Here is a 13768-nt window from a genome sequence, read left to right on the forward strand (position 1 = left end):
ATAGGAGTGCAAATGGAACGCCGGGTCGCATTGGCCCTCGCCGGCGCCGGAAGCCGGGGCCAGACCTACGCCTCGTGGGTGGCGCGCAACCCGGACCGGGCGCGACTCGTCGCCGTGGCCGACCCGGACCCTCACCGGCGCGGCCTCGTCGCGGCCGGGCACCCCGGGGTGGCGGAGTACGCGACCTGGCAGGACATGCTGGCCGCGGACGTGCCGGCCGACGCGGTGATCGTGGCGACCCAGGACAGGGACCACGTGGACCCGGCCGTCGCGTTCGCCCGGGCCGGGCGCGACCTGCTTTTGGAGAAGCCGCTCGCGCCCACGGAGGAGGAGTGCCGGCGGATCGCCGCCGCGGTCACCGAGGCCGGCGTCCGCCTGGCGGTCTGCCACGTGCTGCGCTACACGCCGTACACCGACCTGGTGATGGAGGTGGTCCGCTCCGGTGTGCTGGGCGAGATCATGAGCGTCCAGCACCTGGAGCCGGTGGGCTGGTGGCACGCGGCCCACTCCTACGTCCGGGGGCCGTGGCGGAGCGAGAAGCTGGCCAGCCCGATGCTGCTCGCCAAGTCCTGCCACGACCTCGACTGGCTGGCGTACGTGACCGGGCGCAGGATCGCCCGGGTGGCGAGCTTCGGCGACCTCGGGCACTTCCGGCCCGACAAGCGCCCCGCGGGTGCCGCGGACCGCTGCCTGGACTGCGCGATCGAGCCCGAGTGCCCCTATTCGGCGCCCAAGCTCTACTACCCCGTGCTGCGGGAGCGCGGGGCCGTCTGGCCCGTCAGCGTGATCACCGAGGCGACGGACGAGGCGGGCGTCACCGAGGCGCTGCGCACCGGTCCGTACGGCAGGTGCGTCTACGCCTGCGACAACGACGTCGTGGACCACCAGGTGCTGGCCCTGGAGTTCGAGGGCGGCGCCTCCGGGACGTTCACGATGACCGCCTTCACCGAGCAGACCCACCGGCAGACCCGGATCTTCGGCAGCCACGGGCGGCTCGAAGGAGACGGCGAGCGGGTGGCGGTCCTGGACTTCCGCACCGGCAGGACCGAGACCGCCGAGGCCGGCCCCGCCGGCGGCGCCAACGCCGGCGAGGGCCACGGCGGCGGGGACGACGGCGTGATGGACGCCTTCGTGCGCGCGGTGGCCACCGGCGACGACACCCTGATCAGATCCGGCCCGGCCGAGTCGCTCGCCTCCCACCTCGCGGTCTTCGCCGCCGAGCGCGCCCGCCACTCCGGCACCGTCGTCGACGTGCCGGAACAGTGAACTTCCCCGAATCCCCAGAGAGGACCTTCCCCATGCGACTTCGCATGCTCGCGCCGGTCGTGGTGGCGGCGCTCGCCGCCGCGGCCACCGCCTGCGGCTCCGGCTCGGACGCCGCGTCGGACAAGCAGTCCGTGACCATGTGGGTGTACCCGATCATCCCGGATGAGGCCAAGCACAAGGCCTTCTGGGATGGCCAGATCGCCGCGTTCACCAAGGACAACCCGAACATCGACGTCAAGGTCGAGATCTACCCCTGGGCCAAGCGCGAGGAGTCGCTCACCACGGCGATCGCCGGCAACAAGGGGCCCGACCTCGTCTACCTGATCCCCGACCAGATCCCGAAGTTCGCGAAGGCCATCGAGCCGGTCGACTCCTACCTGCCGGACACGGCCAAGGCGGACTACCGCGACAACGTCAAGCAGGCCGTCACCATCGACGGGAAGCTGATGGGCGCCCCGATCCTGATGGGCGCGAACCCACTGATGTGCAACCAGAAGGTGCTCGACGAGGCCGGGGTGGAGGCTCCCAAGACCTGGGACGACGTGCTCGCGATCGCGCCGAAGCTCAAGGACAAGGGCTTCGACGTCACCAACTACTACGCCGACCCCGGCGCCACGCTTAACCAGTCGTTCTACCCGCTGCTGTGGGAGGCCGGCGGCAACGTGTTCACGCCCGACGGCGCCAAGGTGGCCTTCGACGGCCCCGAGGGCCTCAAGGCGCTGACCTTCCTCAAGACGCTCGCCGACAAGGGCTATGTCGAGAAGGACCTGCTCACCGGCATCCCCGCGTTCGAGCAGACGCACCTGGCGCAGAACAAGGTCGCCTGCACCTGGCAGCAGGTGCCCGCGGACGTCGAGTCGTTCTGGGGCGCGGAGAACATCAAGATCTACCCGCCGCTGAGCGACGCCAAGCAGGTCGGCTACGGCTCCATCGGCGCGCTGTCGATGCTCAAGGGCTCCAAGGCCAAGGACGCGGCCGGCAAGTGGCTGACCTTCGCCTCCAGCGCCGCCGTCACCAAGGCGTACGACACGGCCTCGGGCTTCTTCTCCCCGCAGAAGTCGACGGGCGCCCTCTACACCGAGGGGCCGAACGCCGAGATGGAGAAGACGCTCGACCTCATGCAGGGCGCGCCGCTGCACAACAAGGCGCGCGACGTCATGGGCGTGCTAGCGCCGGAGATCCAGGCCGCGCTGATCGGCCAGAAGAGCCCGCAGCAGGCCCTCACCGACGCCGCCACCGCGGCCAACGCCCTCATCGGCCAGTAGGCCGTCCCAGGAACGCCCGCCCGGCCGCCGTGACCCGAGCGGCCGGGCGGTGCGACAAGTTTCGAGACACCTGTGAGGTAAACCCGTGACGGTCACCGCGGAGGCGCGTCCGCGCCGAGTGACGGCCCGGCGCAGGTCGGCGGGCGCCCGGTACGAGGCCCGCTGGGGCCTGGCGTTCGTCCTGCCGTGCTTCCTGTTGTTCCTGGCCTTCCGGTTCGGCCCGGCCGTCGTGGGGACCTTACTCGGCTTCTTCGAGTACACGGTCGGCGACAGCCCGACGTTCGTCGGCCTGGAGAACTTCCAGCGGATGGTGCACGATCCGCTCTTCTGGCAGGCGCTCAGGGTGACCGTGATCTACACGGTGCTCTACCTGCCGCTCTCGGTCGGCGTGTCGGTGGGTCTCGCGCTGCTCGTGCGCCGGTCGTTCCGCGGGGTCCGGCTGTTCCGGTCGATCTTCTTCCTGCCGGTCATCACCAGCCTCGTCCTGGCGGCGACCATCTTCACCTGGCTGTTCTCCTCGTCTGGGCCGCTGGGCGAGCTGATCGGCGGCTCCTGGCTGGCCTCGCCGGTGCTCGTCATCCCCGCCCTGGTGGTCGTCTCGGTCTGGTCCCGCTTCGGGTACGGCATGCTGATCGTCCTGGCCCGGCTCCAGGACCTGCCGCGCGAGCTGGAGGAGGCGGCGCTCAGCGACGGCGCGGGGCCCTGGCAGCGCTTCCGCTATGTGGTCCTGCCGCAGCTGCGGCCGGCGATCTTCTTCCTGGCCGTGATCGAGACCACGAACTCCTTCCAGGTCTTCGACCTCGTCTACGTCATGACGAGCGGCGGCCCGGGCCGTTCCAGCTACACCCTGGTCATGGACCTCTACGACCAGGGCTTCAAATACTTCGACCTCGGCTACGCCAGCGCCCTCGGCGTCGCCCTGTTCGTGCTCACTCTGTTCGTCGCGCTGATCCAGCGGCTGCTCATCGGGAGGGCCAAGTGACCGCATACCGAGCGCTGGAGCCGGGAGCCGCTGGCCGGGTCGTACGGATCGTGCTCCTGAGCGTCGCCTCGATCGTCACGATCTTCCCGTTCTACGCGATGGTCGTGCTCAGCCTGAAGCCGGTGGCGGCGGTCGAGTTCCCCGGCAGCCTGCTGCCCTGGCCGCTGGCCACCGGGGCGTACGAGCGGGTGCTCGGCGGCGGCGACCTGCCGCTGTGGACGCTGAACACGCTGATCTACTCGGTGGTCAGCGTCGTGCTCGTGCTGCTGCTCGCCTCGCTCGCCGGATACGCCTTCGCCAAGAAGCGCTTCCCCGGCAAGGAGACCATGTTCTGGTCGTTCCTCGCGATGGTGATGGTGCCCTACCACGTCACGCTGATCCCGCTGTTCGTCCTGGTCGCCAACGCGGGCGGGGTGGACACCTTCTGGGGGCTCATCGTGCCGACCCTCGCCAACGCGCAGGCGGTCTTCCTGATGCGGCAGTTCATCGGCGCGCTGCCCGACGAGCTGTTCGAGGCGGCGCGGCTGGACGGCGCCTCGGAGTGGACGATCTTCGTCAGGATCGTGCTGCCCCTGTGCAAGCCCATCCTCGCCACGCTCGGCCTGTTCGTCTTCCTGTGGCACTGGAACGACTTCCTCTGGCCGCTGATCGTCGGGCAGAGCACCGACATGCGCACGCTGACGGTCGGCATCGCGTCGCTCCAGGAGCAGAACGTGCCGCTCAACGTCGTGCTCGCGGGCGCGACTGTGGCCTTCGTCCCGATCTTCGCCGCCTATCTCGTGGGTCAGCGCTACCTCACCGAGGGCGTCACCATGTCTGGAATCAAGGGATAAATGATGTTCGACTCTGAATCCGCGCTGGAAGACCGGCTCACGACGCCGTCCGCGGCCCTCGTGGCCTCTCTGGCCTCGGGTGCGGGAGACCTGGTCGTGCTCGGCGCGGGCGGCAAGATGGGCCCCACGCTGTGCCGGCTGGCGCGCCGGGGCCTCGACGAGGCGGGCCGTACGGGCGACGCGGTGTGGGCGGTCTCGCGCTGGTCCGACCTCGCCGCGGCCCGTGACCTGGAGCGGCACGGCGTGCGGACGGTGACGTTCGACCTGATGGGGAACGCGGACCTGAGCGCGCTGCCGGACGCCCGCGACGTGGTGTTCATGGTGGGGGCGAAGTTCGGCACCGCCGCAGCGCCCTACCTCGCCTGGGTGGTCAACGCCGCGCTGCCCGCGCGCGTCGCGGAGCGGTACGCCGGCGCCCGGATCGCGGCGTTCTCCACGGGCAACGTCTACCCGCTCACCGACCTGGAGACCGGCGGCTGCGCCGAAACCGACCCGACCGGGCCCGTCGGCGAGTACGCGATGAGCTGCCTCGGCCGGGAGCGGGTGTTCGAGCACGCGGCGCAGCGCGGCACGCCGGTGAGCCTGCTGCGCCTGAACTACGCCGTGGACCTGCGCTACGGCGTGCTCGCCGACATCGGCGAGGCCGTGCTGTCCGGGGGGCCGGTGGACGTCACCACCGGTCACGTCAACGTCGTGTGGCAGGGCTACGCGAACGAGGTCGCGCTGCGCTCGCTGGAGCACGCGTCGACCGACGCCTTCGTGCTCAACCTCACCGGTCCGGAGACCGCGTCGGTCCGGCGGATCGCCTCCCGCTTCGCCGAGCGGTTCGGCGTCGCCGCCGAGTTCGCCGGGACCGAGGCCCGTACGGCCCTGCTCAGCGATGCCACGCGCTGCCACGCGCTGTTCGGCTACCCCGATGTCCCGCTGGGCGCGCTGGTCGACTGGCAGGCCGACTGGCTGCAGCGGGGACTGCCGGTGTCGGGCAAGCCCACCAAGTTCGCCGTGCGCGACGGGAGGTTCTGATGTCCCTGACACCGCTGCTCGACGGGGCGGTCATCCCCGCTCACCCGCTCGCCCTCACCGCGGACCGCACGCTCGACGAGCGCCGCCAGCGGGCCCTCACCCGCTACTACCTCGCGGCGGGGGCCGGCGGGATCGCCGTCGGCGTGCACACCACGCAGTTCGAGATCCGGGAGGCCGGGCTGCTGCGCCCGGTGCTGGAACTGGCGGCCGAGACCGTCGCCGCGAGCGGCCGCGCCGGCAACGTCGTGACCGTCGCGGGCGCCTGCGGCCCCCTCGCACAGGCGGTCGCGGAGGCGGAGCTCGCGGCGGGTCTCGGGTACGACACGGTGCTGCTGTCGCCGGTCGTCCCCGGGGCCACCGAGGCGGACCTGCTGGAGCGGGCGCGGGCGGTGGGCGAGGTGCTGCCCGTGATCGGGTTCTACCTGCAACGGGCCATCGGCGGCCCCGCGCTGTCCCGGGACTTCTGGCGGGCGCTCGCCGACCAGCCGTCCACCGTCGCGATCAAGGTCGCGCCCTTCGACCGCTACCGCACGCTGGAGGTCGCATACGGCGTCGCGGCGTCGGACCGGCGCGAGGAGGTGGCGCTCTACACCGGCAACGACGACCACATCATCGGTGACCTGCTTGCCACGCTTCCCGGCGGGCTGCGGTTCCGCGGCGGCCTGCTCGGCCAGTGGGCGGTCTGGACCCGGGCCGCCGTGGCGATGGTCGAGCAGGTGTCCCAGGACCCCGCAGGGCTGGCCAGGAAGGCGCAGCAGCTGACCGACGCCAACGCGGCGGTGTTCGACGCCGCGCACGGCTTCGCCGGGTGCATCGCGGGCGTGCACGAGGTGCTCAGGCGGCAGGGCCTGCTCGCCGGCGTCTGGTGCCTGGACCCGGACGAGGGCCTGTCGCCCGGCCAGGCGGAGGAGCTGACCCGGGTGACGGCCGCCTACCCCTGGCTCGTGGACGACGACTTCGTGGCGGAGCACCTCGATGCCTGGCTCGCCTGACGCGCGCACGCTGGTCTGCGTGCCGCCGGACCTGCGCGCCCTGCTGTTCGGGCGGGAGCTCGGTGAAGCACGTCTGCTCGACGACCCGGCCGACCGGGCCGCTCTCGCCGAGGCGCTTCCCGGCACGGAGATCCTGGTCACGGGCTGGGGAGTGCCGGTCCTCGACGCGGCCCTGCTGGACCTCGCGCCACGGCTGCGGCTGGTCGCCCACATCGGCGCCAGCGTCAAGTTCTTCGTCACCGGCGAGGTGTTCGCGCGGGGGATCAGGGTGACCCAGGCGGGGCAGGCGATGGCCCGCCCGGTCGCCGAGGTGGCGCTCGCCTTCACCCTGTCCCTCCTGCACCGGATCCACCGCTTCGACCACGCGCTGCGCGGCGGCGCCGACTGGCACGCGGCGGAGCAGGCGCCGCCGCGGCACGAGATCCTGGGATGCCGCGTCGGGGTCGTCGGCGCATCCCGCACCGGCCGGGCCTATCTGGAGCTGGTGCGCGCCCTCGGCGCGGCGACGGTGGTGAGCGATCCCTACTACGCGGGGGAGCCCGGCGTGCCCGCCGTGGCACTGGACGAACTGCTGGCCACGAGCAGGATCGTGGCCCTGCACGCGCCGGTGCTGCCGGAGACCAGGCACCTGCTCGGCGCGCGCGAGCTGGCGCTCATGCCCGACGGAGCGGGGCTGGTGAACACGGCCAGATCGTGGCTGGTGGACGAGGAGGCGCTCCTGGCGGAGCTGCGCACCGGGCGGATCGACGCCGCGATCGACGTCTTCGACGCCGAGCCGCTGCCCGCGGACCACGGATTCAGGACCCTGCCGAACGTCCTGCTCACGCCGCACCAGGCGGCCGGGACGGTCGAGGCGCGGCGGCGCCAGGGCGCGCTCGTGCTGGACGAGATCCGGCGCCACCGCGCGGGACTTCCCCTGAACCACGAGGTGACCCCCGCGATGCTGGAGCGCATGGGGTGACCGAGTTCAGGACCGTAAGGGCGGACGAGACGGTCTCCCTCTACGAACTGTGGGCGCGGGCCTTCACCGCGTCCCACATCGTGTCGCTGTACGAGCAGGACGAGGGCCGCCTCGGCCGCACGTTCGTGGCCGCGGACGGCACCGGCGTGCTGGCCGTCGTGTACTGGCTGCCCCGCGAGGTGCGCGACGCCCGCGGCGGGGTCCAGCGGGTGGGCTGCGTGTCCAGCGTCGCGACGAGGCCGGACGCCCGGGGCAGGGGGCTGGTCAGACGGCTGCTCGCGATGGCGGCCGAGGCGATGACGGCGGCCGGGTGCGCGTGGTCGCTGCTGTTCACCGGCACGCCGGGCGTCTACGCCGGTTCCGGCTGGCGGGTGTTCGACCGGCCGCGCGTGGACGGCCGCTTCGCCGCCGTTGCCACTCTCGACGCCGGCTGGACCGCGGAACCGGCCGGGCTCGGCGACTGGCCGGTGCTCGCCGCGCTGCACGACCGGCACGACGACCGGCGTCCGCTCACCACCGTCCGTTCCGCCCGTGACTGGACCGGCCGCGTCCCTGTCTGGTACGGCCCGCCGCACGAGATCCTGCTGGTCCAGGAGCACGGCACCCCCATGGCGTACGCGGTGGTGGACTGGAGCGTCGGAGACGTGGCCGAGGTAGCGCTCGCGGCCGGCCCGGCGGCCGCGCCGCTGCTGCGCGCCGTGGCCGCCGAGGCCCGCGCGCGCGGCGTGCGGTCGGGGTGCTTGCACGCGCCGCTCGACCCTCCGGTCCGCGCGGCTCTGCCCCTCCTCTTCGAGGAGTGGGAGCGCCGGGACGAGCAGACCGGCATGGCCAGGCCGCTGCTGCTGCAGGAGGCCGAGGTCAGGGCCGTCGTCGAGCACCCGTTCGCCGTGCACTGGACGGCCGACTACTTCTGACCGTTATCGCCGCCGAAGGCTAAAGTGCTACCAGAACCTTGTTCTCTTTCTGGAAGGGTGGCGCCATGCCTGCTGGTGAGGGTCTCGATGGTGGAGGGTCCGAGCTGAGGTTCGACGGGAGGGTGGCGATCGTCACCGGAGCCGGGCACGGGCTCGGCCGGTCGCACGCGCTGCTGCTCGGCCAACGGGGGGCGAAGGTCGTCGTCAACGACCTCGGCGGCGCCCTCGACGGCTCCGGCGCGTCCTCGGGCCCGGCGGCGGAGGTCGCCGAGCTGATCGTGAAGAACGGCGGGAAGGCGGTGGCCAGCACCGACAACGTCGCCACGCCGGAGGGCGCGGAGGCGATCGTGCGGACGGCGCTCGACGCGTTCGGCCGCGTGGACGTCGTCGTCAACAACGCCGGCATCCTGCGCGACCGTTCGTTCGGGAAGATGACGGTCGAGGAGTTCGACGCCGTGCTCGCCGTGCACGTGCGCGGGTCGTTCCTGGTCAGCCGGGCGGCGTTTCCGCACATGAAGGAGCAGGCGTACGGGCGGATCGTGAACACCTCCTCGCCCGCCGGGCTGTTCGGCAACTTCGGCCAGGCCAACTACTCGACGGCCAAGATGGGCCTGGTGGGCTTGACCAAGACGCTCGGCATCGAGGGCGCGCGGGCGAACATCAAGGCCAACGCGATCGCTCCCGTGGCGTGGACGCGGATGACCGAGATGCTGCTGCCCGCGGAGTTCGAGAGCAAGTTCACCCCCGAGCGGGTCAGCCCGCTGGTGGCGTACCTGGCCCACGAGAGCTGCGAGGCCAGCGGCGAGGTGTTCTCGGTCGGCGCCGGCCGGATCGCCCGCGTGTTCGTGGCCGAGGGGCCGGGCTGGCGGACCGACGACCTCACCATCGAGGCGATCCGCGACAACTGGGAGGCCGTCATGGCCGAGCAGCCCTATCTCCCCACCAAGCTGGGTGAGCAGGCCGGCGCCTCCCTGCAGGCGATGCTCTGACCTCCTCTCGTCCCGCCCGGCCGGGCCGTCAGAGCTCCTCGGCCTGCTCGGCCGGGCCAAGGAGATCGCGGGACAGGTCCCCGGGCCGCCGGGGTGCGGGCGCGCGGCCGGGCGGCTGCCTGACCCGCAGGCCGGGGAACGGCGCCGGCGCGTTGCGCCGGGCCTGCGGCTGCGCGCCGAGCGTGAGCTCCTCACCGTGGTGCGACAGCGTGATGGGCGGGCCGTGCAGGAGCCGGTACGTCGTGCCGTCAGGCGTGACGTCGATCCGCAGCAGGCGGCCCCGATAGCGGACGCGGAAGGTGAGCCGGGTGATGCCCGAGGGCAGGCGGGGCGCGAAGCGGACATGCCCCTCGCGTGCCCGCATGCCGCCGAACCCGGCCACCAGCGCGATCCACGCCCCGGCCAGTGAGGCCATGTGGACGCCGTCGCGGGTGTTGTGCTCCAGGTCGCGCAGGTCCATCAGCGCGGCCTCGCCGAGGTAGGCGTAGGCGAGGTCGAGCTGCCCCACCTCGGCGGCGAGCACGGCCTGGGTGCAGGACGACAGCGAGGAGTCGCGCACGGTCAGCGCCTCGTAGTAGGCGAAGTTACGCGCCTTCTGCTCCGGCGTGAACGCCTCGCCGCACAGGTGCATGGCCAGCACGAGGTCGGCCTGCTTGACGACCTGCTTGCGGTACAGATCGAAGTAGGGGAAGTGGAGCAGCAGCGGATACTGCTCGGGTTCTGTGCCCGCGAAGTCCCACACCGCGTGCCCGATGAACCCCTCGCTCTGCTCGTGGACCCCCATCCGTTCGTCGTACGGCAGGCACATGGCCGCTGCGGCGTCGCGCCACATCGCCGTCTCCTCCAGCGTGACCCCGAGCTGCTGGGCGCGGTCGAGGTGGCGTACGGCCGCGGCGGCGGCGGCCCGCAGGTTCCGCTGGGCCATGAGGTTGGTGTAGACGTTGTTGTCCGCGACGGCGCTGTACTCGTCCGGGCCGGTCACGCCGTCGATGCGATAGTGGCCCTCCGCGTCGTGGTGGCCGAGCGCGCACCACAGCCGGGCGGTCGCGACGAGCAGCGGCAGGCCGATGTCCCGCTCGAAGTCGGTGTCCTCGGTCGCGTCGACGTAGCGCGTGACCGCGGCGGCGATGTCGGCGTTGACGTGGAAGGCCGCCGTGCCCGCGGGCCAGTATCCCGAGCACTCCTCGCCGTTGATCGTCCGCCAGGGGAAGGCCGCCCCGGCCAGGCCGAGCTGCTCGGCCCGCGCCTGGGCGAGGGGCAGGATCGACTGCCGCCACGTCAGGGCGTCGGCGGCGGCCCGGGGATAGGTGTAGGTGGCCACCGGCAGCACGAAGCTCTCGGTGTCCCAGAACGCGTGCCCGTCGTAGCCCGAGCCGGTCAGCCCCTTACCGGGGATGGGCCGCCGCTCCAGCCGGGCGCCCGCCTGGAGCAGGTGGAACAGCCCGAAGCGTACGGCCTGCTGCACCTCGGCGTCGCCCTCGACCTCGACGTCCGCGCCCGCCCAGAAGTCGTCGAGGAAGGCACGCTGCTCGGCGCGCAGGCCGTCCCACCCGGTGAGCCGGGCCGCCGCCAGCGCCGCCACGACCTGGTCGTGCATCGCGGGCCGGGACCGCTTGGCCGACCAGCCGTAGGCGAAGAACTTGTCCAGCCGCAGCCGCTGGCCCGGCGCGAGCCGGGTGGCGATCGTGACCCGGCTGACGTTGCCGCCGCCGTCGCACTCGGCGCGAGTGCCGTCGGGGCCGTCGATCTCGTGACGCATCGCCGCCGCGACCCGCAGCCGGCTGGCCCTGGTGGAGTGGACCATGACGCACACGTTGTTGCGCGCGGCGACGTTCTCCTCCAGCACCAGCGGCGCCTGCAGCGCGGCGGCGGCGCGGGGGTCGGCGGTCGGCGACGGCACGGTCTCGTTGGCCACCAGCTCCGACTGGACGACCACGTTGAGCGGCTGGTCCACCGGCTCCACCTCGTAGCGGATCGCGGCCACGGCCCGGTGGGTGAACGACACGAGCCGGGTCGAGGTGACGCGCACCTGCGCCCCGGTCGGCGAGCTCCAGCAGGCCTTACGAGTGAGCGTCCCCGCCCGCAGGTCGAGGACCCGTTCGTGTGAGTGCAGCGTGCCGTATCGGACGTCGAACGGCTCGTCGTCCACGAGCAGCCGGATCAGCTTGCCGTTGGTGACGTTGACGACCGTCTGCCCGGACTCGGGGTAGCCGTAGCCCGCCTCGGCGTACGGCAGCGGGCGCAGCTCGTAGAAGGAGTTGAGGTAGGTGCCCGGCAGCCCGTACGGCTCGCCCTCGTCGAGGTTGCCGCGCAGCCCGATGTGCCCGTTGGACAGCGCGAACACCGACTCGGTCTGGGCGAGCACGTCGGTGTGCAGGTGACACTCCCGCACCGACCACGGCTCGACGATGAAGGCGGGATGCTTGATCATTTCTCGTCCAGCAGTTCGGAGAGGTCCGTCACCACGACGTCGGCGCCGTTGTCCCGCAGGGCGCCGGCCTGATGCCCGCGGTCCACGCCCACCACGACGGCGAAGCCGCCCGCGCGCCCGGCGGCCACCCCCGCCAGCGCGTCCTCGAACACCGCGGCCTCGGCCGGCGCGAGCCCGAGCGCCTCGGCGGCGGCGAGGAACATGTCGGGGGCGGGCTTGCCGGCCAGGCCGCGCTCCCTGGCCACCTCGCCGTCGATCCGCGCGTCGAACATGTCCCCGAGACCGGCCGCGGCGAGCACGCGCGCGGTGTTGGCGCTGCTGGAGACGACCGCGCGGCGCAGCCCGGCGTCGCGGGCGGCGCGCAGGTAGCGCACCGAGCCCTCGAAGACCTCCACGCCCTGCCGGTCGAGGATCGCCTGGACCAGTTCGTTCTTGCGATTGCTCAGGCCGTTGACGGTGGGCATGCCCGGCGGGTCGTCCGGCCTGCCCTCGGGCAGGTCGATGCCCCTGGCCCGCAGGAACCCCCGCGTGCCGTCCAGGCGCTTCCTGCCGTCGACGTACCGCTCGTAGTCGCCGGTCTCGTCGAAGGGGACGAACGGGGTGCCGGCGGCGACCGCCCGGTCGCGCAGGTACTCGTCGAACATCTCCTTCCACGCCGCCGCGTGGATCCGGGCCGTGCGCGTGAGCACCCCGTCCATGTCGAACAGGCAGCCGCGCACCTCGTCAGGCAACCCCAGCATGTGCCCTCCAACCATTCTCTCTGCTCTCCTACCCCGTCCACGAGCACGACTTTTGCTGATTTCAGCGAAAGGTTGCATCACTTCGATAAAAGGTCTTCCCCAATCAGCAGAAAAGAGGTACGTTTCGAGCCAATCACTGGGACGCGGAGGCGTACGTGAAGAGGACGACCATCAGGCCGGAGAACGTCCACCAGGCCGCGCTCCTGCGGTTGCTGAGGGACGGCGGGCGTTCCCGTGCCGAACTCGGCGACGTGGTGGACCTGTCACGGTCGAAGCTCAACGTCGAGCTGGACCGGCTGGTCGAGCTGGGACTCGCCGAGCCCGACGGACTGGCCGCCTCGCGTGGCGGCAGGCGCTCGGGACGCGTACGGCTGGCCGGTGACATCCGGTTCGCCGGGATCGACATCGGCGCCACCTCGATCGACGTCGCGGTCACCGACGGTGAGCTCAACGTGCTCGGTCATCTGAGCGAGCCCTGCGACATCAAAGAGGGACCCGCCGTCGTCCTCGACCGGGCCATCGAACTGCTCGGCAAGCTGAGCAGGGACGGGATGTTCACCGATCTCAGCGGCGCCGGCATCGGCGTCCCGGGGCCGGTGAGCTTCGCCGAAGGCGTCCCGGTGGTGCCGCCGATCATGCCGGGCTGGGACCGTTACCCGGTCAGGGAGACGGTCGGGCAGGCGCTGTGCTGCCCCACGGTGGTCGACAACGACGTCAACATCATGGCACTCGGAGAACTGCACGCCGGTCTCGCGCGGCACGTCGAGGACTTCCTGCTCGTCAAGATCGGCACCGGTATCGGCTGCGGCATCGTGGTGGACAGCAAGATCTACCGCGGGGTGTCCGGCAGCGCCGGCGACATCGGCCACATCCGGGTGGACGACCTCGGGCCGGTCTGCTCCTGCGGCAACTCCGGGTGCCTGGAGGCATACTTCGGCGGCGCCGCGCTGGCGCGGGAGGCCGTCGCGGTGGCCCGCTCGGGCGGCTCGCCGTACCTGGCCGAGCGGCTCGCGGTCGCGGGCACGCTGACGGCCGAGGACGTCGCCGCCGCGGCGGCGCAGGGCGACGCGGGCGCGATCGGGCTGATCCGCGACGGCGGGCGCCGGGTGGGCCAGGTGCTGGCGAGCCTGGTGAGCTTCTTCAACCCCGGCCTCGTGATCATCGCGGGTGGCGTGGCCAAGCTCGGCCACGTGCTGCTCGCGGAGATCAGAAGTGTCGTCTACCGCAGGTCGCTGCCGCTCGCCACCGGAAACCTGCCGATCGTGCTGTCCGAACTCGGCGATACCGCGGGTGTCATCGGCGCCACCCGCCTGATCAGCGACCACGTCTACTCCGCCAACTGACCATCGTTGGGAGACCCCCATGGGAGACG

The 13768-nt window shown here is 72.0% G+C and carries 12 protein-coding genes; 10 read left to right on the forward strand and 2 right to left on the reverse strand.

Annotation, left to right across the window (positions count from 1 at the left end):
* The first annotated feature begins 12 nt into the window (after positions 1–12).
* The 9 genes from ACQEVJ_RS06315 (at position 13) to ACQEVJ_RS06355 (ending at position 9225) form a co-directional block, all read left to right on the forward strand.
* Positions 13–1266, forward strand: a complete 1254-nt coding sequence (locus tag ACQEVJ_RS06315) for a Gfo/Idh/MocA family protein (RefSeq protein WP_433098098.1) — start codon at positions 13–15, stop codon at positions 1264–1266.
* Positions 1267–1298: 32 nt separating this feature from the next.
* Positions 1299–2531 carry an ABC transporter substrate-binding protein gene (locus ACQEVJ_RS06320; RefSeq protein WP_433098100.1) on the forward strand — a complete coding sequence of 411 codons (1233 nt, stop codon included), beginning with the start codon at positions 1299–1301 and terminating at the stop codon, positions 2529–2531.
* Between the two features lie 85 nt (positions 2532–2616).
* Positions 2617–3513, forward strand: coding sequence for a carbohydrate ABC transporter permease (locus tag ACQEVJ_RS06325; RefSeq protein ID WP_433098102.1), 897 nt, complete (start codon positions 2617–2619; stop codon positions 3511–3513).
* The gene (locus ACQEVJ_RS06330) at positions 3510–4346 is read left to right on the forward strand and encodes a carbohydrate ABC transporter permease (RefSeq protein WP_433098104.1); all 837 of its coding nucleotides are present in this window, start codon (positions 3510–3512) and stop codon (positions 4344–4346) included. The genes ACQEVJ_RS06325 and ACQEVJ_RS06330 overlap by 4 nt, the downstream gene beginning before the upstream one ends.
* Before the next feature lie 3 nt (positions 4347–4349).
* Positions 4350–5369: an NAD-dependent epimerase/dehydratase family protein gene (locus tag ACQEVJ_RS06335; protein ID WP_433098106.1), complete on the forward strand. Its 1020-nt coding sequence runs from the start codon at positions 4350–4352 to the stop codon at positions 5367–5369.
* Positions 5369–6361 (forward strand): dihydrodipicolinate synthase family protein, encoded by a 993-nt coding sequence (locus ACQEVJ_RS06340; RefSeq protein ID WP_433098108.1) that lies wholly within the window; start codon positions 5369–5371, stop codon positions 6359–6361. The genes ACQEVJ_RS06335 and ACQEVJ_RS06340 overlap by 1 nt, the downstream gene beginning before the upstream one ends.
* Positions 6345–7322 carry a hydroxyacid dehydrogenase gene (locus ACQEVJ_RS06345; protein ID WP_433098110.1) on the forward strand — a complete coding sequence of 326 codons (978 nt, stop codon included), beginning with the start codon at positions 6345–6347 and terminating at the stop codon, positions 7320–7322. Before ACQEVJ_RS06340 ends, ACQEVJ_RS06345 begins: the two co-directional genes overlap by 17 nt.
* Positions 7319–8236 carry a GNAT family N-acetyltransferase gene (locus ACQEVJ_RS06350; RefSeq protein WP_433098112.1) on the forward strand — a complete coding sequence of 306 codons (918 nt, stop codon included), beginning with the start codon at positions 7319–7321 and terminating at the stop codon, positions 8234–8236. The genes ACQEVJ_RS06345 and ACQEVJ_RS06350 overlap by 4 nt, the downstream gene beginning before the upstream one ends.
* 65 nt (positions 8237–8301) lie before the next feature.
* On the forward strand, positions 8302–9225 hold the full coding sequence (locus ACQEVJ_RS06355) for an SDR family oxidoreductase (protein WP_433098114.1): 924 nt from the start codon (positions 8302–8304) through the stop codon (positions 9223–9225).
* Between the two features lie 28 nt (positions 9226–9253).
* On the opposite strand, the gene ACQEVJ_RS06360 is transcribed toward ACQEVJ_RS06355, so the two are convergent.
* Together ACQEVJ_RS06360 and ACQEVJ_RS06365 are read right to left on the reverse strand one after the other, a co-directional pair.
* Complete coding sequence (locus tag ACQEVJ_RS06360) at positions 9254–11656, reverse strand: glycoside hydrolase family 65 protein (RefSeq protein ID WP_433098116.1); 2403 nt, start codon at positions 11654–11656, stop codon at positions 9254–9256.
* Complete coding sequence (locus tag ACQEVJ_RS06365; protein WP_433098118.1) at positions 11653–12396, reverse strand: beta-phosphoglucomutase family hydrolase; 744 nt, start codon at positions 12394–12396, stop codon at positions 11653–11655. The genes ACQEVJ_RS06360 and ACQEVJ_RS06365 overlap by 4 nt, the downstream gene beginning before the upstream one ends.
* Positions 12397–12551: 155 nt before the next feature.
* Between ACQEVJ_RS06365 and ACQEVJ_RS06370 the strand changes: the two genes are divergently transcribed.
* Positions 12552–13739 (forward strand): ROK family protein, encoded by a 1188-nt coding sequence (locus tag ACQEVJ_RS06370; RefSeq protein WP_433098120.1) that lies wholly within the window; start codon positions 12552–12554, stop codon positions 13737–13739.
* Positions 13740–13768 lie beyond the last annotated feature (29 nt).

Source organism: Microbispora sp. CA-102843, from assembly GCF_050936215.1.
GTDB lineage: Bacteria > Actinomycetota > Actinomycetes > Streptosporangiales > Streptosporangiaceae > Microbispora.

What these genes read in the sequence shown, in the direction of transcription:
- ACQEVJ_RS06315 (WP_433098098.1), top strand. Translation starts at nt 13, where the DNA reads ATGGAACGCCGGGTCGCATTGGCCCTCGCCGGCGCCGGAAGCCGGGGC.
- ACQEVJ_RS06320 (WP_433098100.1), top strand. Translation starts at nt 1,299, where the DNA reads ATGCGACTTCGCATGCTCGCGCCGGTCGTGGTGGCGGCGCTCGCCGCC.
- ACQEVJ_RS06335 (WP_433098106.1), top strand. Translation starts at nt 4,350, where the DNA reads ATGTTCGACTCTGAATCCGCGCTGGAAGACCGGCTCACGACGCCGTCC.
- ACQEVJ_RS06340 (WP_433098108.1), top strand. Translation starts at nt 5,369, where the DNA reads ATGTCCCTGACACCGCTGCTCGACGGGGCGGTCATCCCCGCTCACCCG.
- ACQEVJ_RS06345 (WP_433098110.1), top strand. Translation starts at nt 6,345, where the DNA reads ATGCCTGGCTCGCCTGACGCGCGCACGCTGGTCTGCGTGCCGCCGGAC.
- ACQEVJ_RS06355 (WP_433098114.1), top strand. Translation starts at nt 8,302, where the DNA reads ATGCCTGCTGGTGAGGGTCTCGATGGTGGAGGGTCCGAGCTGAGGTTC.
- ACQEVJ_RS06360 (WP_433098116.1), bottom strand. Translation starts at nt 11,656, where the DNA reads ATGATCAAGCATCCCGCCTTCATCGTCGAGCCGTGGTCGGTGCGGGAG.
- ACQEVJ_RS06365 (WP_433098118.1), bottom strand. Translation starts at nt 12,396, where the DNA reads ATGCTGGGGTTGCCTGACGAGGTGCGCGGCTGCCTGTTCGACATGGAC.